Origin of the sequence: Synechococcus sp. ROS8604 (genome assembly GCF_014279655.1) — a bacterium.
GTDB lineage: Bacteria > Cyanobacteriota > Cyanobacteriia > PCC-6307 > Cyanobiaceae > Synechococcus_C.
On record NZ_CP047946.1, the window covers coordinates 2,142,409 to 2,163,071 of the forward strand.

General features: G+C 56.2%; 26 protein-coding genes and 3 tRNA genes. 11 read left to right on the forward strand and 18 right to left on the reverse strand.

Annotated elements, in window-relative coordinates; translation table 11 throughout:
• Positions 1–29: 29 nt before the first annotated feature.
• Positions 30–1,640: a Ppx/GppA phosphatase family protein gene (locus SynROS8604_RS11565; protein WP_186544099.1), complete on the forward strand. Its 1,611-nt coding sequence runs from the start codon at positions 30–32 to the stop codon at positions 1,638–1,640.
• Here the strand turns inward: SynROS8604_RS11565 and SynROS8604_RS11570 are convergent.
• The 6 genes from SynROS8604_RS11570 to petC form a co-directional block, all read right to left on the reverse strand.
• A complete protein-coding gene (locus SynROS8604_RS11570) occupies positions 1,624–2,433 on the reverse strand; it encodes a helix-turn-helix domain-containing protein (protein WP_186544100.1) in 810 nt (269 codons plus the stop codon). The two genes, SynROS8604_RS11565 and SynROS8604_RS11570, sit on opposite strands and share 17 nt — an antisense overlap.
• A gap of 110 nt (positions 2,434–2,543) precedes the next feature.
• Positions 2,544–2,615: transfer RNA gene (locus tag SynROS8604_RS11575), tRNA-Val, on the reverse strand.
• 39 nt (positions 2,616–2,654) lie between these two features.
• A complete protein-coding gene (cobM, locus tag SynROS8604_RS11580) occupies positions 2,655–3,410 on the reverse strand; it encodes a precorrin-4 C(11)-methyltransferase (RefSeq protein WP_186544101.1) in 756 nt (251 codons plus the stop codon).
• Positions 3,407–4,273 (reverse strand): prolipoprotein diacylglyceryl transferase, encoded by an 867-nt coding sequence (gene lgt, locus SynROS8604_RS11585; RefSeq protein ID WP_186544102.1) that lies wholly within the window; start codon positions 4,271–4,273, stop codon positions 3,407–3,409. Before lgt ends, cobM begins: the two co-directional genes overlap by 4 nt.
• A 5-nt stretch (positions 4,274–4,278) precedes the next feature.
• On the reverse strand, positions 4,279–5,211 hold the full coding sequence (gene petA, locus SynROS8604_RS11590) for a cytochrome f (RefSeq protein WP_186544103.1): 933 nt from the start codon (positions 5,209–5,211) through the stop codon (positions 4,279–4,281).
• A gap of 43 nt (positions 5,212–5,254) precedes the next feature.
• A complete protein-coding gene (gene petC, locus SynROS8604_RS11595; protein ID WP_186544104.1) occupies positions 5,255–5,791 on the reverse strand; it encodes a cytochrome b6-f complex iron-sulfur subunit in 537 nt (178 codons plus the stop codon).
• A gap of 82 nt (positions 5,792–5,873) precedes the next feature.
• Here petC and SynROS8604_RS11600 point away from each other — a divergent pair, with 82 nt between their 5' ends.
• Complete coding sequence (locus tag SynROS8604_RS11600; RefSeq protein ID WP_186544105.1) at positions 5,874–6,242, forward strand: DUF3067 family protein; 369 nt, start codon at positions 5,874–5,876, stop codon at positions 6,240–6,242.
• On the opposite strand, the gene tatC is transcribed toward SynROS8604_RS11600, so the two are convergent.
• Both tatC and SynROS8604_RS11610 read right to left on the reverse strand, forming a co-directional pair.
• Entirely contained in the window at positions 6,193–6,927 is a 735-nt protein-coding gene (gene tatC, locus SynROS8604_RS11605) for a twin-arginine translocase subunit TatC (RefSeq protein WP_115070075.1), read from the reverse strand. The genes SynROS8604_RS11600 and tatC overlap by 50 nt on opposite strands.
• Before the next feature lie 120 nt (positions 6,928–7,047).
• A complete protein-coding gene (locus SynROS8604_RS11610; protein WP_186544106.1) occupies positions 7,048–8,793 on the reverse strand; it encodes an NFACT family protein in 1,746 nt (581 codons plus the stop codon).
• Between the two features lie 64 nt (positions 8,794–8,857).
• On the opposite strand from SynROS8604_RS11610, the gene gmk reads away from it, so the two are divergent.
• Entirely contained in the window at positions 8,858–9,433 is a 576-nt protein-coding gene (gene gmk, locus SynROS8604_RS11615) for a guanylate kinase (RefSeq protein WP_186544107.1), read from the forward strand.
• Between the two features lie 71 nt (positions 9,434–9,504).
• On the opposite strand, the gene psaJ is transcribed toward gmk, so the two are convergent.
• Both psaJ and SynROS8604_RS11625 read right to left on the reverse strand, forming a co-directional pair.
• A complete protein-coding gene (gene psaJ, locus SynROS8604_RS11620) occupies positions 9,505–9,624 on the reverse strand; it encodes a photosystem I reaction center subunit IX (protein WP_011620067.1) in 120 nt (39 codons plus the stop codon).
• A 32-nt stretch (positions 9,625–9,656) separates the two neighbouring features.
• Positions 9,657–10,136, reverse strand: coding sequence for a Photosystem I reaction center subunit III (locus tag SynROS8604_RS11625; RefSeq protein WP_115070011.1), 480 nt, complete (start codon positions 10,134–10,136; stop codon positions 9,657–9,659).
• Between the two features lie 77 nt (positions 10,137–10,213).
• On the opposite strand from SynROS8604_RS11625, the gene tsaD reads away from it, so the two are divergent.
• Together tsaD and SynROS8604_RS11635 are read left to right on the forward strand one after the other, a co-directional pair.
• Complete coding sequence (tsaD, locus tag SynROS8604_RS11630) at positions 10,214–11,284, forward strand: tRNA (adenosine(37)-N6)-threonylcarbamoyltransferase complex transferase subunit TsaD (protein ID WP_186544108.1); 1,071 nt, start codon at positions 10,214–10,216, stop codon at positions 11,282–11,284.
• 39 nt (positions 11,285–11,323) lie between these two features.
• Positions 11,324–11,509 carry a chlorophyll a/b-binding protein gene (locus SynROS8604_RS11635; protein ID WP_006853535.1) on the forward strand — a complete coding sequence of 62 codons (186 nt, stop codon included), beginning with the start codon at positions 11,324–11,326 and terminating at the stop codon, positions 11,507–11,509.
• A gap of 6 nt (positions 11,510–11,515) precedes the next feature.
• Here SynROS8604_RS11635 and SynROS8604_RS11640 read toward each other — a convergent pair whose 3' ends face one another.
• Entirely contained in the window at positions 11,516–12,565 is a 1,050-nt protein-coding gene (locus tag SynROS8604_RS11640) for a type IV pilus twitching motility protein PilT (protein WP_255445032.1), read from the reverse strand.
• Here SynROS8604_RS11640 and SynROS8604_RS16000 point away from each other — a divergent pair.
• The 5 genes from SynROS8604_RS16000 to SynROS8604_RS11660 all read left to right on the forward strand — a co-directional run bounded on the left by SynROS8604_RS16000 (position 12,546) and on the right by SynROS8604_RS11660 (position 15,972).
• Positions 12,546–12,704: a hypothetical protein gene (locus tag SynROS8604_RS16000; protein WP_255445033.1), complete on the forward strand. Its 159-nt coding sequence runs from the start codon at positions 12,546–12,548 to the stop codon at positions 12,702–12,704. The genes SynROS8604_RS11640 and SynROS8604_RS16000 overlap by 20 nt on opposite strands.
• Before the next feature lie 115 nt (positions 12,705–12,819).
• Positions 12,820–13,932, forward strand: coding sequence for a non-hydrolyzing UDP-N-acetylglucosamine 2-epimerase (gene wecB / locus SynROS8604_RS11645; RefSeq protein ID WP_186544110.1), 1,113 nt, complete (start codon positions 12,820–12,822; stop codon positions 13,930–13,932).
• Positions 13,901–14,542, forward strand: coding sequence for a DUF1643 domain-containing protein (locus tag SynROS8604_RS11650; protein ID WP_255445034.1), 642 nt, complete (start codon positions 13,901–13,903; stop codon positions 14,540–14,542). The genes wecB and SynROS8604_RS11650 overlap by 32 nt, the downstream gene beginning before the upstream one ends.
• Positions 14,460–14,705, forward strand: coding sequence for a hypothetical protein (locus SynROS8604_RS11655; protein ID WP_038013478.1), 246 nt, complete (start codon positions 14,460–14,462; stop codon positions 14,703–14,705). Before SynROS8604_RS11650 ends, SynROS8604_RS11655 begins: the two co-directional genes overlap by 83 nt.
• Positions 14,695–15,972 carry a sodium:proton antiporter gene (locus tag SynROS8604_RS11660; RefSeq protein ID WP_186544112.1) on the forward strand — a complete coding sequence of 426 codons (1,278 nt, stop codon included), beginning with the start codon at positions 14,695–14,697 and terminating at the stop codon, positions 15,970–15,972. The genes SynROS8604_RS11655 and SynROS8604_RS11660 overlap by 11 nt, the downstream gene beginning before the upstream one ends.
• On the opposite strand, the gene gltX is transcribed toward SynROS8604_RS11660, so the two are convergent.
• From gltX to SynROS8604_RS11690, 6 genes are all read right to left on the reverse strand, one after another.
• A complete protein-coding gene (gene gltX, locus SynROS8604_RS11665; protein WP_186544113.1) occupies positions 15,922–17,352 on the reverse strand; it encodes a glutamate--tRNA ligase in 1,431 nt (476 codons plus the stop codon). The genes SynROS8604_RS11660 and gltX overlap by 51 nt on opposite strands.
• Positions 17,353–17,371: 19 nt before the next feature.
• A tRNA-Asp gene (locus SynROS8604_RS11670) sits at positions 17,372–17,445 on the reverse strand.
• 356 nt (positions 17,446–17,801) lie between these two features.
• Entirely contained in the window at positions 17,802–17,990 is a 189-nt protein-coding gene (locus SynROS8604_RS11675; protein WP_006043540.1) for a hyperconserved protein Hcp, read from the reverse strand.
• 39 nt (positions 17,991–18,029) lie between these two features.
• Positions 18,030–18,102: transfer RNA gene (locus SynROS8604_RS11680), tRNA-Trp, on the reverse strand.
• A 60-nt stretch (positions 18,103–18,162) separates the two neighbouring features.
• On the reverse strand, positions 18,163–18,621 hold the full coding sequence (gene rplS, locus SynROS8604_RS11685; protein ID WP_255445035.1) for a 50S ribosomal protein L19: 459 nt from the start codon (positions 18,619–18,621) through the stop codon (positions 18,163–18,165).
• 32 nt (positions 18,622–18,653) lie between these two features.
• On the reverse strand, positions 18,654–18,980 hold the full coding sequence (locus tag SynROS8604_RS11690; protein WP_186544114.1) for a PepSY domain-containing protein: 327 nt from the start codon (positions 18,978–18,980) through the stop codon (positions 18,654–18,656).
• 90 nt (positions 18,981–19,070) lie between these two features.
• Between SynROS8604_RS11690 and map the strand changes: the two genes are divergently transcribed.
• On the forward strand, positions 19,071–19,910 hold the full coding sequence (map, locus tag SynROS8604_RS11695) for a type I methionyl aminopeptidase (protein WP_186544115.1): 840 nt from the start codon (positions 19,071–19,073) through the stop codon (positions 19,908–19,910).
• On the opposite strand, the gene SynROS8604_RS11700 is transcribed toward map, so the two are convergent.
• Positions 19,891–20,658 (reverse strand): SDR family oxidoreductase, encoded by a 768-nt coding sequence (locus tag SynROS8604_RS11700; protein WP_186544116.1) that lies wholly within the window; start codon positions 20,656–20,658, stop codon positions 19,891–19,893. The two genes, map and SynROS8604_RS11700, sit on opposite strands and share 20 nt — an antisense overlap.
• Between the last annotated feature and the right edge of the window lie 5 nt (positions 20,659–20,663).

Here is a 20,663-nt window from a genome sequence, read left to right on the forward strand (position 1 = left end):
TGAGGCAAAGTGGAAGGGCTTTCAGCGCGGTGCGTGAAGTGACAGCAGGGCCGAGCTTTCAAAACGGTCGAGCCTTGCGGAAGATTGCCGCAATCGATATCGGCACCAATTCCACCCACCTCTTGGTGGCCTCTGTCGATCCGGAGCTACGAACCTTCAGCATCGAGTTAGCTGAAAAATCCACCACGCGGTTGGGGGAAAGAGACCCCGAAACAGGCAATCTCTCCGAGGCCGCCATCGAACGCGGGCTCGAAGCGCTTCGTCGCTTTCGCGAGCTCGCCCTGAGTCACCAAGTGGAACAGATCGTGACCGCAGCCACCAGCGCGGTGCGAGAGGCCCCGAATGGTCGGGACTTTTTGCAGGAGATTCAGGAGCAGCTCGAGCTCGAAGTTGATCTCGTGAGCGGCCCAGAAGAAGCCCGCTTGATCTACCTAGGGGTGCTCTCAGGCATGCCTTTTGGAGACTGTCCGCATCTTGTGCTGGACATCGGAGGCGGCTCAACAGAGTTAATTCTTGCGGATGGTCGTGATGCTCGAGCACTCACCAGTACAAGAGTTGGCGCGGTACGACTACAGCGTGATTTCATTCAAGATGACCCGATGCCCCGGCAGCGTCGGACCTTCCTGGAAGCCTTCATCCAAGGGTCTCTTGAGCCTGCCGTCAACAAAGTGCTGCGCAGGATCACCCCTGAAGAAACACCCGTGATGGTGGCCACCAGTGGCACCGCAATGGCCCTCGGAGCCCTAGCCGCCAGTGAGGAGGATCGTCCACCGCTGAAGCTGCACGGTTATCGCCTCAGCAAACAACGGCTCGACCGGGTGGTTGATCGCTTGGTGGTGATGACACCGGAGCAACGCAAAGGGTTGTCACCCATCAATGATCGGCGCGCAGAAATCATCGTTCCAGGGGCCTTGATTCTTCAAACCAGCATGCAGATGTTGGGAGCGAAAGAGCTGGTTCTGAGTGAGCGAGCGCTTCGCGAAGGCCTGATCGTTGATTGGATGCTGCGTCACGGCCTACTGGAAGACCGTTTCAGCTTTCAAAGCAGCATCCGACAACGCACCGTGATCCACCAGGTGCAACGTTTTGCCGTGAATCAAGCGCGAGCCGAGCGTGTGGCCTCCCATGCCCTCACTCTTTATGACCACACCAAAGACCATCTCCACCGTGATGATGGCTCAGGCCGTGACTTGCTTTGGGCTGCCGCGATGCTTCACGCCTGCGGCCAACACATCAATCTCAGCGCTTATCACAAGCACTCCTGGTATCTGATTCGCCATGGAGAACTGCTTGGCTATTCAGAAGCGGAGCATTTAATGGTGGCTGCCATCGCGCGCTATCACCGCCGCAGCCTTCCCAAAAAGAGGCATGAATCCTGGCAAGCGCTACAAAGCCGTGCAAATAGACGCACCGTCTCAGAGATGGCCTTACTGCTCAGGCTGGCGGTTGCCCTTGATCGACGTCCAGAGCCGGTGGTCAAAAGCTTGCGGGTCCACGTCCAAAACGAAGATCTTGTCCTGGAGCTCGTCGGAGAACAGGCTGATCAGAATCTGAGTGTGGAGCAGTGGAGCTTGGAAAGCTGTGCCCCCATTTTGAAGGAGGTCACCGGGTTAAACCTCAAGCTCACGGTTCAGGGGTAAGGGGATACCAACGCAACTGATCGATTTTGCCCAAGGCCTTAGGTGATCCATTCCCGTAGCGCAATCGAACCAAGTCGGGTCGTCCCGCGAAGACTTCAAGCCCCTGATCGCCCTCAAACCGTTTGAGTTCGCTCAGAGTGCCCTCAAAGATCACCTCTCCACTCCCATTGCGGACGGAGACCCAGCTCGGTTGTGAACTATCAAGGGCGACGGATCCTGGAGTGTTGTTATCGACGTCAACCGCCACGTCCACAGCTGAACCGTTGTCACTCGCTGCCATCGGCTGAGGCAGAGGTTGCTCCGTTGCTGCCTCGCTGCTCACTGCTGCTGGTTGCTGACGGTTGCCGCGAAAGGCAATAGCGCTGATCGCTGTCACCCCAACGAGAAGCAAAGGAATGCCTGCATTCCTGATCCAGCGACCCATCTGTGCATCGTCCTGCTGGCCCTGGGGTGCGTCGGCAGAGCCGGAGCGCTGGTAACTGCCACGCTTTGTTGGCGCCCCCTTCGTCTCACGGAGCTGAGCTTGGAATTGTTGAACCAGAGGACCGGGATCCAATCCCAATTTCTGCGCGACTCGCCGCAGCATTCCGCAAATAAAAACGGATTCTGGAAGATAGTCCCGATCCCCATTCTCTAAAGCTTCAAGCTGTTCTTTGCCCATGCGCAGCGAATCGGCAAAGGCTTGGCAAGTTATCCCTTGTCTTTCCCGCTCTTCCTTTAAGACACGGCCCAGTGAAACAAGTTCGTCCTGACGGAAATCTGAATAATCGATATCCTCCCTAACTTCAGCCATTCCATGGATTCAGCATCTAAATATTTTAGTTGCGTTTCGACAAACTGTCAGCCAGATCATTTGTTCACCCAATCAATGAGTGAGGTAATTTTGAAATTAAAGGGTTGAAATGGGCGATACTGGATTCGAACCAGTGACCCCTTCCGTGTGAAGGAAGTGCGCTACCACTGTGCTAATCGCCCCGAACGCAAATCTTAAACCACAACGGGGAAGCCTGATACTTAATGAGTAGGGCGAAACAGGTGATCATGCTCTGGCGAGTAAAGCTTGGAGCGCTGCCGTCCTGCCTTTAGCGCTGGACTCACGACGTAAAGAGTGGTCCGGATCAGATTTTGCTCGCGAGAGATCGCTGCCATGCGATCCAATGGGACGACTTGCAACCATTCATCAGGCCAACTCACACGGTGACCAATAGCAACCGGTGTATCAGGCGAATAGTGCTTCAACAATGTTGCTTGCACCTCTTCAACATGGCGAGCACTCAGATAGAGACAGAGCGATGCTTTGAGGCGGGCGAGATTCTCCAAACTCTCCGTTTCCGGAACCCCAGTGCGTCCACCGGCCCTCCCAAGAACAATGGTCTGGACAAGACCAGGGATCGTGAGTTCAGCCCCTAAGGCCGAAGCGGTCGCCTGATAAGCGCTGATACCTGGAACCACATCGACAGCAATACCAGCGTCGTTTAAACCACAAATTTGCTCTGAAAGCGCTCCATACAGGCAGGGATCACCATCATGAAGACGCACAACCTGCAGGCCCTTCTTCGCTCGATCAATCATCAGTGGAAGCACGTCTTCAAGCGTGAGGGTGCTACTCCGGATCGTTTCGCAGTGATCAGGAGCTAGAGCCGCGATCTGAGGCGACACCAACGAATCTGTCCAGATCAAAACCTGAGCAGATTGCAAGCGATTCTCCGCACGGCGCGTGAGGAGATCAGGAGCTCCGGGCCCTGCACCGACAATCGACACTGTGGTCATGAAGTACCTGGTGTGCGTAAGCCTGGATCAGGCAATGACTTTCGTTTCCCGTATAGCCAAAACAAACCAAAGCCCGCAAGCAGCAGCAATGAGAGGCTCATCAATTGAGCAATCCTCAAGCCTCCATCACAAAATGGTGGAACGCCTCCCAAGCAGAGCGGATCAATGCGCAGGCCCTCGATCCACACACGGCCAAGGCTGTAGCAGAGCAGATACATGCAACTCAAAGCGCCTGATGGGAGTGGAATCCGTCCGCTCTTCCCCCATTGAAATAACGTCATCAGAAAAATAAAAATCGCCAGATTCCAAATCGATTCGTAAAGGAATGTGGGATGAAAAAATTCTGAATCGGCAAAGATTGGAGGGCGGCTTGAATAAGGAATGAACAACTTCCAAGGCAATTGGGTAGGAACCCCAAAGGCTTCTGAATTGAAAAAATTTCCCCAGCGACCGATTGTTTGGCCAAGAATGACCGATGGAACCAAAACATCGAGCAGGTCCCAAAAGGAAACTTGCCGCCAACGACAGAACAAAATCACGGAGATCGTGCCTCCAATCAATGCTCCATGGATTGCAATACCCCCTTGCCAAATTGCAAACACGTCCCACCAAGAATTTTGATAAGAGCGCCATTCAAAGGCGACGTAGTAAAAACGCGCGCCGATAATTGCAGCCAACACAAGGATGGGAAGGAGGTCGCTAATCAATCCAGATTCGAGATTTCTTTGTTTAGCCAACCAACTGGATAAATTCAGACCTATGAGTACGGCTAGGGCAATGAGTAGCCCATACCAACGCAAAGTAATAGGCCCGAGCTGAAAAAGCACGGGCCCAGGTGATGTGAAGACAGCGGGAATGATCACCTTGATCAGACGCCTTCTGCGGCTTGAACCTTCTCAATCTGTCGCTTCTTCAGAACCAGCATGATCTGAGCCAAAGCAACTGCTGCAAAGAACGCAAGCATGCCGTAGATGCGAACAGGATTCTGAAGAACGACTTCGGTATCGAGCTGACCGAAGCCACCAACATTGGGATCGTCGGTAATGGGGGCTCCAGCTTCAACAACATCGCCAACAGAGACCAGCAGTGCGGGCCCCACTGGAACGGTCTCGGTGATTTCAGAACCATCAGCAGACGTCACGGTGACCAGGCTTGCGCCGTTGTCACCAGGTTCAATGGAGCTGACAGAACCAGAAGCTGGCGCTGTATAGACAGTGTTGTTGCTCTTTTCACCGGTTGGGTAGACCTGGCCGCGGCCGCGGTTGCCACCAACGTGAATGGAGTACTTACCAAAACTGATGCTGCTATCCGTTGCGGGATCAGGGGAAAGCACAGGGAAGACGATCTCTTGATGCTCATCACCAGGGATTGGACCCACCAAAATCACATTGGGTTGGTCATCGCTGTACTCGCTGAAATAAACGCCCTCCGTTTCCTCTTTGATCTCGTCGGTCCAGCGATCCTGAGGAGCCAGCGTGAAGCCATCAGGAAGCATCACAACAGCTCCCACCTGAAGGGGAACCTGGCTGCCATCAGCACCAAGCTCTTGAACGCCGGTGTCGTATGGGATCTTGACAACGGCCTTGAAGACGCTGTCCGGCAGAACCGACTGAGGAACTTCTGCCTGAGTGAGCTTTTGAGCCAGGTGGCAGTTCGCACAAACGATCTTGCCAGTGGCCTCCCTTGGAGAATCGTAATTTTGTTGTGCCCAGAAGGGATAGGCCCAACTTGCAGTGGGTGCACTGAAGACAGCAAGACCGACGATCAGTGCGGCAAATGTTGAGGAGAGCAGGCGACGCATGGGAAAGCGAGGGAGGAAAGAGACAGCAAAGAGGAGGGGCTGATCAGGACCACCAGGGCTTTTCGCCCGTCCGGAAATCGGTTTCAGTCCACTGACTGACAAACACGTTGTCGTTATCGACGCTGACATTGGCCAAGGCCAAGGACAGAGGGGCTGGGCCGCGAACCACCTTGCCTGTGGCGTCGTACTGACTGCCATGGCAAGGGCACATGAATTTGTTGGCGCCGCTGTTCCAGGGGACAACACAACCCAGGTGGGTGCAAATGGCGTTAATGCCGTAGCTCCCGATCGCATCAGGGCCTTCCACGATCAAGTAGGTGGGATCACCTTTCAAGCCTTGGACAAGGCTGCGATCACCTTCGGCGTGGCTACTCAACCAGCCGCTCGCGGTGACTGCATTTCCGAGCTCGTCTTTGGCGCTGGTTCCACCACCACCCCCGGCAGCCCTGGGCGGGATGAAGTAGTTCGCCACCGGATAAAGCGCCCCCAGGGCCACGCCTGTGACGGATCCGAAGGTCAGCAGATTCATGAACTGCCGACGGCCCATACCGGGCACATCACTAGCTGGCATCTGAGTCATGGCTGACGCTCAAGCAACACTGAATGAGGTCCATTATGGAGGGTAAAGGTCCCGTCACGCTTTGCAACGACTGGGCTTTTAGATGATCCGCTCAGCCGTTTCCGTGCTTGTAGACCCACCCTTGGAACAATCCATCCCTCCATTGACGGTCGACGAGGTGGTTGACCTGCTGCGGAAGCGCTGGCAAGCCAGCTACGACATGCAAGTCGTTGTAAGGCGAAAGCGGATGTACCTCCAAGTGATGTGGGCCTATCTGGAGCAGCAATCCTTCCCCTTAGACGAGGAGGAGTACCGCACCCATCTAGCCCAAGTGCTGGACGTGGTGAATCGCTTAGGCCAAGCAGGCGACGTGCGTTCGTGGTTAAACGACACACGGGACCGTCCCCGACTGGGCAAAGCCCTCAGCCTGCAGCTGCAGGGGGAGGGGCGTCTGGAGGAGTTTCTGGTTTGAACCGTTCCACGGCCGCCACGAGAGCGACGCCAATGAAAAACAAGCCTGAGATCGCACCGGCTAGCAGCGACATCGTGATCGGATCGGTGGATGGCGTCAAAACGGCGCCGGCCAGCGCTGCCAGCAACACGACCCAACGCCAGGCCGAGAGCATCCGCTTCCAACGGACCAACCCAAACAAGCCAAGCAGTAGCTGCAGAACGGGCAACTGAAAAGCCAATCCAGTGGAGAGCATCAGCAGAAGCACAAAATCGAGGTAGCGCTCGATCGACCAAATCGGCTCCACCACATCAGCCCCGTAGCTCACCAAAAAGCCAAGGGCCGCTGGGATCAGCGCCCACCAGGAAAAAGCAATTCCTGCAAAAAACAGCACCGCTGAGCCCGCCACAGCGGGAGCGATGAGTCGACGCTCATTGCGTGTGAGACCGGGCAAAACGAAAGCCAAGCCTTGATACAAGACGTAAGGAATCGCCAAGGTGAGTCCTGCATAACCGGCAACCTTGAACGAAACGAACAGGAATTCTCCAGGCGCCAACTGAAGAAATCGGATCGATCCCGCGGGTTCCTCCAAGATCCTTACCAACGGTTTCACCGCAACAAGGCAAGCCAAAGCACCCATCACAATCGCAATCAGGCTGCGAAAAACGCGCTGACGGAGCTCCTCCAGGTGATCGACCAGGGACATCTCCACATCGTTGGGTGGAAGCTGGTCAGGCCGAGGGGTCAGCCGGATCGGCTCGGGAGCGGGAAGCACTGTTTTTTCGTTCGTCTCGGGAGGGATCAGTCCGACTGCACGTGGGTGAACTCAGGCTAAGAGCTTGCCGGCGATCAGTTGCTGTCTGGCTCGATCTGGCTCGGCCCAAACAACCTCACCGTCTTTGTGTTGCACCGTTCCAAGTGCTGCACCAGCAATCCGTTGGAGATGCTCGACAGGGGCTTTCACCACAGCCACCCGGCGGTTTCCCCGCGCGCGGCTAAACCATGCCGCCAGGTCAGCCGCAAGGGTGACGTCGTCGTCGTCCGCAAAACCAGCCGAAGCCTTCAACACAACGTGACTACCCGGACATTCCTGGGCATGAAACCAAAGGTCACCAGGTCGTGCCCGCCGGAGGCTGATCCAGTCGTTTTGACGATGGTTTCGGCCCACTTGAATTAGCAAGCCCGCGGGGCTCAGGATCTCGAGCGGCTGGGGGTCCACGCGACGCGATCCCTGACGGCGGCGGCGGCGAAGACGTTTTGGAGCCAACAGATCATCCAGCTCCTCTCGCAGATCAAGAAGGCTTTTCGTGCGCGCCTGTAAACCATCCCAGTCCGCACCAATGAGCTCTTCGAGAAAGCTTTCACTGCCCTCGAGCAAGACCAACCGGCTTTGGTGATGCTGCAGCCGTTCTTCCAGCGCTGGCACCGCCCGTCTCAGTTTTCGCGCTTTGCCATACAACTTCTGCGCGCGATCGATGGTCTCCCGATTCGGACTCACCTGGCACAACAACGCATCGCCCTGCTGTTGCAAGTCATCGGCACCGCCCGTCTCCTCTAAACCAGCTCTCTGGTCGGCCAAAAGAGCCTCCTCACGGGTCCTTAACTGCTTGAGCTGCTTTTGCAAATCCTGCGTGGCGCGATTCAAGTCCTGACGCTGGAGAACGGTGGCGTAGTACCGACCCAAACGAAGGCTGAGGGGCTCCCCACCCGTTGAACACTCCTCTAACGACGTCCCTTCAGATGACGATGCAGAGCCAGGATTCCAAACGCGATAGGAATTGGGCCCATCAAACTGCAGCTCAAACGCGCCGGTCTCCAGCGCCTTCAACCAGCACTGCCAACGCTGGTACAACAGCTGCCACTCCTGCTCGCTCAGCGCATGAACGCTTGTCGCCAATCGCGCTTTGGCTGCATCGTCGTGCTGGTCAGCTAGATGCTTCGCCAGCACCGGGCTAATGCCCTGGTAAGCACTGCGCATCGCCTTTTCCAGGCTTAGCGGCAACAGCTCCAAGCGCTCTCTCCAGCGCTGCTGAGGCTCATCCAGCCGGGGAGCCATGCCTTGAAGGGCCGGAGGAGGGCTATAGACATCCCCCGTACCAATCGGCCTAATTCTCGACTGATGCGAGCGGACCTGACGCGCAATCGCCGTGATGCGTTGCCGCTCATCGAGCAACAACAAATTGCTATGGCGCCCCATCAGTTCGAGCACCAAGGTGCGCTGGGGAGGCTGTCCAGGTCGAGGCGCCAACTGAAATTGCACGACCCGTTCAAACCCTTCCTGACAGAGCTCCGTCAGGGCCAGTTGACGAAGCCCATGTTGGATCTGTTGCGCCAGCGTGCTTCCTGCACCCTGCTTCGGTGGCGGCGCGATTTCAACCAACCGGGGAACCTCTGCTTTCCAACTCAGTTCCAACCAAATCATTCCTCGCAGGGTGCGAAATCCGAGCTGAAGCGTCTGAGGATCAGGCTGTTGCGCCTTCTCAAATCGGCTCGGTAGCAACCGGGCACGTAAATCCGCCAGCACAGCCCTCAGGCTGGTGAGATCCATCACTTGCGGACTTTGGCTGGCCATGGATTGCCTGAAAACAGGCTGAACAGGAAGCCTTCCTACCCTGCAATGCAGTCTCAAGCAACGTATGGCTCCTGCTGGATCAATCGCCAGGCCCACGGTGCTCACCGGCCCCAGCGGCGTAGGGAAGGGCACCTTGGTCGCCCGCCTGAGAGAACGCCATCCAGAACTATGGCTCTCAGTGTCCGCCACCACGCGTGCTCCACGCACGGGGGAACGCGACGGAATTCACTATTTTTTCCACTCCAAAGAACGGTTCCACGAACTCGTTCAAAGCGGTGGATTGCTGGAGTGGGCTGAATTCGCTGGAAACTGCTACGGCACACCTCGGCAACCCGTCAGCGAGCGCGTCGCGAAGGGAATTCCCGTGCTTCTTGAAATTGAATTGGAGGGTGCCAGGCAGGTTCGAAATAGCTTGCCGGAAGCCACGCAAATCTTCCTCGCACCCCCAAGTATTGAAGAGCTTGAGAATCGGATTCGCGGTCGCGGAACGGAAGCAGAAGAGGCGATCCAGCGGCGTCTCAAGCGAGCGAAAGAAGAGTTAGCAGCTCAAACAGAATTCGATGCTGTGATCGTCAACGACGATCTTGAAACAGCTTTAGCCGCGTTAGAAAAACAGATGAACTTGACCGTCTCCCAATAAAAAAGGGGCCCCAAGGGCCCCTTTTTTATTGATCTTGTGGAAGAAAGAATCGGCCGAAAAGATCGGGACGATCAGCCCATGGGGTGGAAGAGGAGATCAGGGAAAAAGCGATTCCACTCGATCAGAATTCCGGCGGTGAGCGTGAACCAAATCGCGGCAACGACTGGTGCAGTAGTAAGAAATTTCTTCATCGTGAGAAAGAGAAGGACTTCGGGGTGCGAGTTCAGCGAGGAGAGATGGTCACCTTGTCGTCGCTTTCAAGCAATTTGCCACTTGTGAATTCACCGAAAGCAGCGATCGGCCATGTAGCTGAGGCCAGCAAGGACTTGATGGCAAGAGAGACATCAATCTGAATCTCTTTCATGTACTGCTCCTTGGTGCCGCGAGTGCCTTTGAGGTACTCACGACCCGCCCAGCCAATACAACCAGTGATGTAAAGGAACATCAGGCCTGGGAAGACGAAGTCACCGGCATGGCTCCAACGGCCATCCACGATCAAGTGAGGCAGCCCATCTTCACCACAAACGGCCTCGCTGTACATCTCGAAGCGAGCCTTAGCTTGAGGCGTGGCGGCAGCGCTTGCACGCTGCTGAAAACGGGCACTTTCGGCGCAAGGGGTCAGACCCGCTACATCAGCCTTGGCGACGGGGGCAAAGCCGAACACCAGCAGGGCCGAGAGCGCAAAGGCGAAGAGACGACGCATCGGAACGGTTCCTGTTGAGCCTGCCCCAAAGCGGCAGGATGTCACAAACGGACAGTAGGGGAGCCCCCTCCAACTTCATGCCCATAGTGCTTGCCCTCGAAACAAGTTGTGACGAGTCAGCCGCGGCGGTGCTTCGTCAGGAGGGCGACCAGCTCACGGTGTTGTCCCACGGCATCGCCTCGCAGGTGGAGGAGCACGCGCAATGGGGTGGGGTTGTTCCTGAGATTGCCTCGCGCCGGCATGTGGAAGCGCTCCCTGTCCTCGTGGAACAGGCCTTAAAAGACGCGGATCTGGTTGCTGCAGACCTCGATGCCATCGCGGCGACCGTTGCACCTGGCCTTGTAGGAGCCCTGATGGTGGGCTCTATCACTGGGCGGACACTGGCGGCCCTGCATCAGAAACCGTTCCTGGCCGTTCACCATCTCGAAGCACACCTGGCTTCGGTGTTTCTGGCAGAACACCCACCACAGGCTCCTTATCTGGTGCTTCTCGTAAGTGGCGGGCACACGGAACTCATTCGCGTGGATCTCGATGGAGACATGAAACGCCTGGGACGCAGCCATGACGATGCGGCCGGCGAAGCCTTCGACAAAGTGGCTCGACTGATGGAACTGGGCTACCCCGGCGGTCCCGCGATTCAGGCCATCGCCCTGGAGGGAGATCCCAAACGATTTCGGCTACCAAAAGGGCGCGTCTCCAAGCCAGGAGGAGGCTTCTACCCCTACGACTTTTCATTCAGCGGTTTGAAAACTGCCGTGCTTCGGCATGTGGAAGCGTTGAAGCGAGAGTCTGAGGATCTTCCTCTTGCTGATCTGGCCGCCAGCTTTGAACAGATCGTGGCCGATGTGTTGGTGGAGAGAAGCCTGCGCTGCTGCCTCGAGCAGGGGATTGATCATTTGGTCATGGTTGGCGGCGTTGCCGCCAACCAGCGGCTGCGTTCTCAAATGCAAAGCGCCGGGCAGAGCAAGGGGGTGTCCGTGCACATCGCGCCTTTGGCCTATTGCACGGACAACGCAGCGATGGTTGCCGTCGCGGCATTGCGTCGACTCTCAAAGGGCGTGGAACCCAGCTCCCTGGAGCTCGGTGTTTCAGCGCGATGGCCATTAGAGAAAGCATTAAGCCTGTATGGCTCATCACCCCCTTTTTAAGATTATTCTCTTACGATGGCGTCCCACGAAATCCTTCTGATGGCTCCTAACACTGATCTCCAACAGAAAGTTGTGGCAGAGCCAATCGATCCGGTCGAATTGAATGCTTGGAAGCGAGGATTTACCCCTCAGGCTGAAATCTGGAATGGACGTCTTGCCATGCTCGGACTTTCGATTGGCATGGCAACACTGTTGATCGTTCGGATGTTTAACAACGCAGCCTGAACAACTTCAACTCCGACCTCTTAACGCCTGCGCGAGTTCATTCGGACGAGGACTCACAGCAACCGCCTTTTCAGCTTCAACTTGGCCATACTCCACAAGCCGCTGCAATGACTGATTCGCAGTCATCATTCCATCGAAATCACTTCTGCGCATGATGTCTTCAACATCATCAAGAGCACCTTTTTTAATATAATCCTTACAGGCGTCCGTATTAATCATTAGATCGTGATAAGCAGCACGCTTACCACCAGCACTTTTAATTAATCCCTGAGAAATAATTCCCAATAATGATTCCGCAAAAGACTGTCTAACACTTTCTTGCTCTTCAGGTTGGTACATGCCAAGGACACGTTCAACGGTTTTAACCGCAGAGTTCGTGTGCAAGGTCCCAAACACAAGATGCCCAGTCTGAGCCGCTTCCATCGCCGTACTTAGCGTTTCTTTGTCACGAATTTCCCCAATCAAAATCACATCTGGATCTTCTCGCAGCGCCGCTCTCAACGCATGGTGAAACTGGAGCGTATGACGCCCTACTTCTCGCTGTCGGATTAACGACTGCTGGCTTTCATGCACAAATTCAATGGGATCTTCAATCGTGAGGATATGCCTGCTTTGATTGCGATTAATCCAATCAATCATGGCTGCCAGCGTGGTGCTTTTACCTGAGCCGGTAGGGCCAGTGACAAGCAACAATCCTTTCGGACGAGCGCAGAGCTCTTGCAGAACGGGCGGCAGCTTGAGGTCGTCCAGAGAAAGGATTGTCTGAGGGATGAGGCGCAACACCATCGCCGCGCCCCGCAGTGCATCAAACAAATTGATGCGCACCCTCACAAAAGAAAAAGCATGCGCCCCGTCGAACTCCTTGCCCTGCCTGAAGTGGTCAATCTGCTGTGGAGTGAGCAATTCTCTGAGCCAATCCTGAAACTCACTGGGTTGGGTGGGAGGCCAATCAGAGCGAATGATCTCCCCGCGGGCTCGAAATCGTGGACTCTCCCCAATCCCAAGGTGAACATCGGAATGCCCCTGTTCATGAGCGATGCGAACGATCTGCTCCAAGGACGGGGATGGCGACGCGGATGACTGCGGAGCTGGTGCAGGCGGTGGAAGAGGGGGTGGAGATGTGGTGGATGTGGTGGATGTGGTGGATGTGGTGGATGTGGGCCGCGCTGGGATGCCAGGAGGGAAAACGGGCTGACTCATGCTGATGGTGTGCGCTGTATGCAGCTTCGCGATGGTTCGTCATCTGGCAAGTTGATGCCAAGACTTCCCGGGCAGATCGCCCGTAGGATTAATCCACAATCTGGATGGTTATGGCTCGCCTGCCACGCGTGACAATCGTCTTGGGCACGAGGCCTGAAGCCATCAAATTGGCGCCTGTGATCCAAGAATTCCGGGCCTGTGAGGCCTTGGAAACCCGAGTTGTGCTGACAGGTCAGCACCGGGAGATGGTGTCTCAAGTGATGGATTTGTTTGGCCTGAGTGCTGATCTGGATCTCAATCTGATGGCACCACGACAAACGCTGACGCACGTGACTTGTGCAGCGCTGCAGGGCTTGCGAGATGAATTCCAAGCATTTCCTCCACAGCTTGTTCTGGTTCAAGGAGACACCACCACGGCCTTCGCGGCAGCCCTCTCCGCTTTCTACGAGCAAATTCCTGTTGGTCACGTCGAGGCAGGACTGCGTACGGACAATCTTCTCGATCCTTTTCCAGAAGAAGCCAACCGTCGTTTGATTTCTCAAATTTCGCATCTTCACTTTGCTCCCACACAGCAATCAGAAGCCAACCTCCAAGCGTCTGGGGTTGTTGGTCGCGTGTTGCTGACAGGCAACACGGTGATTGATGCCCTGCTGCGAATGTCAGAGCGCGCCCCTGCGTTGGGCGACTTCGCCATCGATTGGGACGCGCAAAGGGTGATTTTGGCGACCGTGCACCGTCGCGAAAATTGGGGTGACCGCCTCAAGAACATCGCGGATGGAATGCTGCGTGTGCTCGACAGTCATCCCGACACCGTGTTGCTGTTGCCTTTGCATCGCAACCCAACCGTGCGTGAACCTCTGCAGGCCCTGCTAGGGGAGCATCCCCACGTGGTGCTGACAGAGCCTCTGGATTACGACCGCTTGGTGGCAGCCATGAAGGGCTGCACGCTTCTACTCACAGACTCCGGTGGGTTGCAGGAAGAAGCACCCGCTCTCGGGAAACCGGTTCTGGTGCTGCGTGAAACCACCGAACGACCCGAAGCCGTTGAGGCCGGAACAGCCCGATTGGTGGGGACGGATCCCACCACGATTCACCGGGAAGCATCCCTGTTGTTGGAGAACAGCGAGGCTTACAACGCCATGGCGAAAGCCGTGAATCCCTTTGGCGATGGCCACGCGAGTGAAAGGATTCTTGGGGCGGCCCTTAAACTCTTGGAGTGCTGAAGCAGTCCTTAGTCCTTGCGGTGCTTACCGCTGGTTGCTGCATCGGCCCATTCAATCCAGGCATCACAGCTCGGAAGCGAGACGGGTGCTGCTGTTCGTTGGAATGAATCCGTCGCGAGCCGATGGACAGCGAGACGACCCAACCCTGCGACGGCTTCAAGGCTTTTCCCACCACTGGGGGTATCACCATCTTGTGGTCCTCAATTTGTTTGCCCGCATCTCCCCCTCCCCCTCACAGCTCTGCCGTTGCACCGAGCCAATCGGCGCTGAGAATGATCTGATTTTGCACAGCTGGTTCCAGCGGTGGGCCCAACAGCCCGCATGGGATCTCTGGCTGGGATGGGGGGTCGGCGGAGGACTGCAGCAACGGGATAAGGCGATCTCGAAAATGTTGAGCGACGTCAGCGATCAACGAGGAGAGCTTCCACCCCCTTTTGTGGCTGGCTTGACCAAAGCGGGCTATCCCCGCCACCCCCTCTACCTTCCCCGTGATGTACAGAGAGTTGCCTGGGCAGTACGGTTCCTAGATGAACCGCACTCCGCGCCGGTATCGGATCTCCCTTCACCTGTCTGGCGGACAGACCGAAGTGGTGCATTTCACGTCACTTGATCAATTCCAGGATTGGTATCAAGGCCTGGTGAACGCCAGTGCTGAAGGGGCTTTTGTGAATGTTCCCCTCAGTGAACTAGACGGTGAGTTTCTGGTCGTGCGTCCAGATGCCGTCATCGGAATGCGGGTTGAACCGCAATACGCCTTGATCGATGACGCCTGAGCGTTTAGGGCTGCTTTGGGGCATCACGGTCTTTGCGGGTGCAGGGGCGAGGCTGCTAGCGGCTTTATCCAATATCAATGGCGTGGTTTTGCTGTTGCTTTCAGGGCTGCTGATCGGGCGCTCTGGCCTAGGGCTCGTTGAGCCACTCGATCTCGGGCAAGGGCTACAAACCATCGTTGGACTGTTGGTGAGCTTGGTGTTGTTTGACGGAGGTCTCAACCTTCGTTTACCAGGGGACACGATTAAAGCCACCGTGCTTCGCATCTCAGTCCTGAGAATCTTCATTTCTCTTGGTGCGGGAATGCTTGCTGCGCACTGGCTCGCCGGCCTTGGATGGTCCTTGGCTGCAGTCTTTAGCGCCATCGTGCTGGCCACCGGGCCCACCGTGGTCACCCCGATCGTGAAACAAATCCGCTTAGCCCATCCCCTGGGAGATGTGCTGGAAGCGGAAGGACTGGTGCTCGAGCCCATTGGAGCGGTGTTGGCCCTGCTGCTCCTGGAACTCGCTTTAGGCGACTTGCACGGCTGGCGTGAATTAGCCCAGGGCTTGCTGGCACGCCTCGGAGGGGGAGTGCTCATTGGGGTCACGGTTGGTTGGCTTTTATCTGAGGGGTTACGACGCCTGAAGTCTTCGCAACCCGTCGGATTGCGCCTACAGCTCACGCTTGGGGCGTTGTTCCTGATGTTTGGGATTGCCGAATGGCTCCTGCCTGAATCAGGGCTACCGGCATCCGTGGCCGCGGGCGTCGTGGTCGGTCGTCGATCAACCGAAGAAGCCGGTCAGCTCGATGAGCTGATCCGAGAATTGGCTGCACTCGCCATCACCATGCTGTTTCCGTTATTGGCAGCAGACGTGTCTTGGGCTGAGCTCAGTCCGCTTGGATGGGGCGGTGTGAGCTGCGTCTTGCTGCTCATGTTTGTAGTGCGACCAGTCGCCGTGAGTGTGGCCACAGTCGGTTTGCCCTTGGTGTGGCGACAAAAATTGTTTATGGCCTGGCTGGCTCCAAGAGGAATCGTCACAGCAGCTGTGGCCTCATTGTTTGCCATCCGCCTTGAGCAGGCTGGGATTTTGGGTGCAGGTCGGCTGCAAGGGTTGGTCTTCCTCACAATTTTGATGACCGTTGGCATCCAAGGCTTAACAGCGCAACCGTTGGCGCGCGTTCTTGGCTTGATTGCTGAGGGGCCAGAAGACTCTGACCCCACGGCATCTGCCTCGTCAGAGGCAGCGACGCAAGCGCTGCCGATCGTTCCCGAGTCTGGCCAGTAACGCCCATGTGGTGATGAGGTCTGGCCCCTGCAGGCGCCCGAGCAACGCGGCCCTAAGACTCTTCATCAAGACGCCCTTTTTGACGTCAGCGGTGGCAGCCGCCTCTTTGAGCAAGGTTTGGGCGCGCTCAACATCGAGACCATCCCATGGATTCAGCTCAAGAACGGAGAGAAGTGCCTGAAGGGCAGGACGCGCTCCTGCTTGCTCCAGTTGCTTCAGTCCATCCTCTTCTAAGGAGGGCTCTTCAAAAAAGGGCTGGGCTTGGGTTACTCCGTCTTCAATCAAGGTGAGCGACGGTCCAAGCAAAACAGCTAAGTCGTTGGCCCAAACAGGATCGCTAGCAACCCAGCCTTGTTGCCGCCAGCGAGGTTCAAGAACTTCGAGAAGCTTTTCAGGCGAGCAACCATGCAAAACCTGGGCATTGAGCCAGTTGAGCTTGTCCCAATCGAATTTGGCTCCTGCTTTGTTCACCCGATCAAAACTGAAAACGTCGGCTGCTTCCCGAAGCGTGAACCGTTCCTCCATCCCTTCCGGTACAGACCAACCGAGCAGTGTCATGTAATTGGCTAAGGCCTCTGCGGTGTAACCCATGGCCTGAAAATCACCAATGGAGGTCACGCCATCACGCTTCGACAGCTTTCGACCCTCTGGATTGAGGATTAAGGGAGTATGCGCAAACGTTGGGCAGGTCAACCCAAGCGCCTGATAAAGCAAAAGTTGCTTGGCCGTATTGGCAATGTGATCCTCACCTCGAATCACGTGGCTGATGGCCATAGCGGCATCATCAACCACGACCACGAGGTTGTAGAGGGGGTCACCAACCGTGTTGGCAGGAGCGCGTCTGGCGATCACCATGTCACCGCCAAGATCCGCTCCTCGCCATTGCATCGGACCGCGCACCATATCGGTCCAAACAATGGTGGCTTCGTCATCAATGCGAAAACGGATCACCGCCTCTCGCCCTTCAGCCCGATAGGCCTCCTCTTGTTCATCACTGAGATGGCGATGACGGTTGTCGTACCGGGGTGGCTTCCCTGAAGCCCTCTGCGCTTCACGCATGGCATCCAATTCTTGCTCGCTGGCATAACAGCGATAGGCAAGACCTTGATCGAGCAATTGCCTGATCGCCTGTCGATGGGATTCAATCAGCTCGCTTTGGATGACCGGTTCCTCATCCCAGTCCAGGCCAAGCCAGTGCAAGCCATCAAGAATGTTTTTTGTGAACTCTGGCTTGGATCGCTCTTTATCGGTGTCCTCAATTCTCAGCAAAAATTGGCCATTTTGGTGTCGGGCAAACAGCCAATTAAAAACAGCTGTGCGAGCCGTTCCGATATGCAACGTGCCGGTGGGGCTTGGGGCCAGACGAACGCGAACCGTCACTAAGCCGGGAGAATGAAAACGGGACCGACGGGATTCGAACCCGCAACTTCCGCCGTGACAGGGCGGTGCTCTAACCGATTGAACTACGGTCCCAGGTTGAAATCAATAGAAGGAGCTTTGCCCACAAAGAGTGACCTTTGCCGCTCGCGCGACTTGGTCAGTATCAACTGCCGCCCTGCCCTCCGTCAACACACTGGTAGGGACACCAACGTTTTCTGAGCTTCCTCCTGTGATCTGCCATTGGAGGGTCTGGACGACACAGCCTCTTCAATGGCCAAAGACGTCACCAAACGCTTGGAGAATGAGACACGGAACAGTTCAAGCCATGGATGGGCACACTCCACCCTGGAGGGGAGATCAAACCCATTCCACGAAAGGCGCAGAAGCAAACAAAAAAAATCCTCCCTCTGCGAGGAGGATGAAAGATGAGGCAAAGCCAAAAATGCGGCTCAGGGACGGAATCCAGCTGGTTCGATCAAACGCACTTGATTCCCTCGAGCCGTGAATTCACGGCCTTGGTCGCTTTGAACGACGACTCGTCCACCGGACTTGACGCGAATCACTCGTGCACGAACCCAGCCGAGAGCGGCTGATTCGAGCACTTTGACCACATCACCAGGTTGAAGATCCAACTCCATGCTCGAAATCAGGAAAACTGCAAGTAAGGGGTCATCGGACGCGCCGTGGAGGACTTGAACCCCCGACATCAGGTTTTGGAGACCTGCGTTCTACCAACTGAACTAACGGCGCAAGGCGATGAACCCCTCAGCCATCGAAAAACGATGGCATTAATTCGTTGAAGCGAAAGCCTCAGCGATCGAAGCGCTGCTTCACGCGAGTGGCCTTGCCCACCCGGTCCCGCAGATAAAAGAGCTTCGCACGCCTTACTTTACCGCGACGCTCAATCTTCACTGACGCCACTTGTGGGCTGTGGAGCATAAAAACACGCTCAACGCCAATGCCCTGGAAGATGCGTCGCACCGTGATCGTCTGATTGAGACTTCCATGGCGCTTAGCGATCACAACGCCCTCATAGGGCTGGACACGCTCCTTATTGCCTTCGCTGATGCGAACACCAACACGCACGGTGTCGCCGACGTAGATCTCAGGAAGATCGCTCTTCAACTGAGCGTCCTCGAATTCCTTAATCAGTGCTGAAGCACTCATTTTCTTCGAATCTTTCGCCGTTGATTTTTCAGCAACAGCAGTTGTACCGCTGGTCGCCTCAGTGGCGACGTCCACAGACGTCTCTATCGGGTCCACTGCCATCCCAGCTCCTGGTAACACGCCAAACAACCACCTTAACCCCCAGCCTCCTTCCTTGACGCGATCCACTGCCTCCGAACGTTTTGCAGAAGAAGCCAGGACCCCGTCGCCAACATCCACAAAAGGCCAACCGCGTTGAGCAGGACGACGACTGGTTCGAGGGCAGGCCCCAACCACTCGCCCTCATGGATCGTCATCAACCAATGGACTTGGTCACGGCTCACCCCCCCCCAGTCCTTCGCCAACCGATAGGTCACTCCGGTACTAACGGTGACCAGCAAAGGGAGCACAACGAGAGGAGCCACCCAGCGATGCAATTGGCGTACGCGAACCAACAAGCGGGCCACCGTCGATCCCTCCATTGCATTGATAGCGTGACAGGAAGACTGTCTGTGGAGCGTCCGCTGTTGCGGCCTGCTTTAACGGCCTGAAACAAGAAACGCTGAAACTCGATGAATTTGTTTGCTGACCTCCTCGCCTCCACAAAAGCTTCCACCGTTACAGCCACAGGACCGCGCATCCAGCAGAGACGCGGCGTGGAAATCAAGTCAGCTCGCGAGCTGAAAATCATGGCGAAAGCCAGTTCGATCGTCGCCACTGTTTTGCGCGAAATCATGGAGCTGGTTGAACCTGGCCAGACCACTGGCGATCTCGACGCCCATGCCGAGCGCCGCATCAGGGAAATGGGTGCAACCCCCAGTTTCATGGGTTACCACGGCTTCCCTGCAAGCATCTGCGCCAGCATCAACAACGAGGTGGTGCACGGCATCCCCAGCAACAAACGGGTCATCCATGCTGGCGATCTCCTCAAAGTGGATACGGGGGCCTATTTCGACGGCTACCACGGGGATAGCTGCATCACCGTTTGCGTCGGCGACGTCTCGGAAGAAGCACGAAAGCTCAGTCGTGTCGCTCAGGAATCACTGATGGCTGGACTCTCCCAGATCCGTGCCGGGAATACGCTTCTCGACATCGCTGGAGCCGTTGAAGACCACGTCAAAGCCAATCACTTCAGCGTGGTGGAGGATTACACCGGCCATGGAGTCGGACGGAATCTCCATGAAGAGCCATCGGTGTTCAACTTCCGAACGGACGAGCTTCCCAACGTCAAATTGCGCCCAGGAATGACGCTCGCCGTTGAGCCCATTCTCAACGCAGGAAGCAATGCTTGCCGCACCCTTAAAGACCGCTGGACCGTCGTCACCAAGGATGGAAGTCTTTCCGCTCAGTGGGAGCACACCATCGTGGTGACCTCTGATGGTTGCGAGATCCTCACCGATCGGGGGGATTGATCTTCAAAGCGCGGCAATAAATCCTTCGAATCAGTTCGATGGAGGGCATTAGAAGGTAGGTAAGAGGATTGGGGGTGACGATGATCAAGTTCACCCCAAGGCTTGCTTGCCAAAGCACCTGCTTAGCGACAAAACCAGACGTCATCATCCCAATCGGGTTGAGATTGGAGCGAAACGGCCCGAGGATCAGTTTGCGAAGCCTTAATGCCTCACGCTGCTCCGCGTCACGGTTATTCCAACGCGAGCTGACCAACTCACCGATTAGTCGCTTGCTCAATTCATAGCCAGGGCTCAAGGCCGGTTGGATCTCGGCCTCTGACGTGTTGACCCAGAGCTCCCTTGGCGGTTCGCGGTTGAGATCTTGATCGGCGATGGTCTCGAACTGCTGCATCAAACGCCAATGGCTGAATGCATTCACCTCAAGGGCTTTGGAGAGAGTGTCTGGGCACTGGTCACCACCAGGGTTGATGCCGTGGTTCAAAACCAGCACATCAACACCCTTGAGAATGGGCTCCAGCTGACACTCATCTCCGCAAGACCAACGAACCCACTCTTGAGCTTCATCAGGCGACGCATGAGCTTGGGGGCGCAGACGATGACTGAAAGCAATCACCCAGGCGCCCTCAGCAATCAAAGCCTTGGTTAAGGCACGGCCCAGCGCGCCACTCGCTCCCGTGATTCCCACTGTTCGCCCGGACCAACGCCCTGACAGGGGAGCCGCGGAGGAGGGAGATGCCTGTTTGGCCATGAGAG

Excerpts from the sequence above, each read along its gene's own strand:
- petC (WP_186544104.1), bottom strand. The coding sequence starts at position 5,791 with ATGACTCAGATGCCAGCTAGTGATGTGCCCGGTATGGGCCGTCGGCAG.
- SynROS8604_RS11690 (WP_186544114.1), bottom strand. The coding sequence starts at position 18,980 with ATGGAGGGATCGACGGTGGCCCGCTTGTTGGTTCGCGTACGCCAATTG.
- SynROS8604_RS11675 (WP_006043540.1), bottom strand. The coding sequence starts at position 17,990 with ATGGAGTTGGATCTTCAACCTGGTGATGTGGTCAAAGTGCTCGAATCA.
- map (WP_186544115.1), top strand. The coding sequence starts at position 19,071 with ATGAATTTGTTTGCTGACCTCCTCGCCTCCACAAAAGCTTCCACCGTT.
- SynROS8604_RS11635 (WP_006853535.1), top strand. The coding sequence starts at position 11,324 with ATGGCTCCTAACACTGATCTCCAACAGAAAGTTGTGGCAGAGCCAATC.
- tsaD (WP_186544108.1), top strand. The coding sequence starts at position 10,214 with ATGCCCATAGTGCTTGCCCTCGAAACAAGTTGTGACGAGTCAGCCGCG.
- cobM (WP_186544101.1), bottom strand. The coding sequence starts at position 3,410 with ATGACCACAGTGTCGATTGTCGGTGCAGGGCCCGGAGCTCCTGATCTC.
- SynROS8604_RS11625 (WP_115070011.1), bottom strand. The coding sequence starts at position 10,136 with ATGCGTCGTCTCTTCGCCTTTGCGCTCTCGGCCCTGCTGGTGTTCGGC.
- wecB (WP_186544110.1), top strand. The coding sequence starts at position 12,820 with ATGGCTCGCCTGCCACGCGTGACAATCGTCTTGGGCACGAGGCCTGAA.
- SynROS8604_RS11600 (WP_186544105.1), top strand. The coding sequence starts at position 5,874 with ATGATCCGCTCAGCCGTTTCCGTGCTTGTAGACCCACCCTTGGAACAA.
- SynROS8604_RS11570 (WP_186544100.1), bottom strand. The coding sequence starts at position 2,433 with ATGGCTGAAGTTAGGGAGGATATCGATTATTCAGATTTCCGTCAGGAC.
- psaJ (WP_011620067.1), bottom strand. The coding sequence starts at position 9,624 with ATGAAGAAATTTCTTACTACTGCACCAGTCGTTGCCGCGATTTGGTTC.
- gmk (WP_186544107.1), top strand. The coding sequence starts at position 8,858 with ATGGCTCCTGCTGGATCAATCGCCAGGCCCACGGTGCTCACCGGCCCC.
- petA (WP_186544103.1), bottom strand. The coding sequence starts at position 5,211 with ATGCGTCGCCTGCTCTCCTCAACATTTGCCGCACTGATCGTCGGTCTT.
- SynROS8604_RS11660 (WP_186544112.1), top strand. The coding sequence starts at position 14,695 with ATGACGCCTGAGCGTTTAGGGCTGCTTTGGGGCATCACGGTCTTTGCG.
- SynROS8604_RS16000 (WP_255445033.1), top strand. The coding sequence starts at position 12,546 with ATGCGAACGATCTGCTCCAAGGACGGGGATGGCGACGCGGATGACTGC.
- SynROS8604_RS11700 (WP_186544116.1), bottom strand. The coding sequence starts at position 20,658 with ATGGCCAAACAGGCATCTCCCTCCTCCGCGGCTCCCCTGTCAGGGCGT.
- SynROS8604_RS11655 (WP_038013478.1), top strand. The coding sequence starts at position 14,460 with ATGAACCGCACTCCGCGCCGGTATCGGATCTCCCTTCACCTGTCTGGC.
- SynROS8604_RS11610 (WP_186544106.1), bottom strand. The coding sequence starts at position 8,793 with ATGGCCAGCCAAAGTCCGCAAGTGATGGATCTCACCAGCCTGAGGGCT.
- tatC (WP_115070075.1), bottom strand. The coding sequence starts at position 6,927 with ATGTCCCTGGTCGATCACCTGGAGGAGCTCCGTCAGCGCGTTTTTCGC.
- rplS (WP_255445035.1), bottom strand. The coding sequence starts at position 18,621 with ATGGCAGTGGACCCGATAGAGACGTCTGTGGACGTCGCCACTGAGGCG.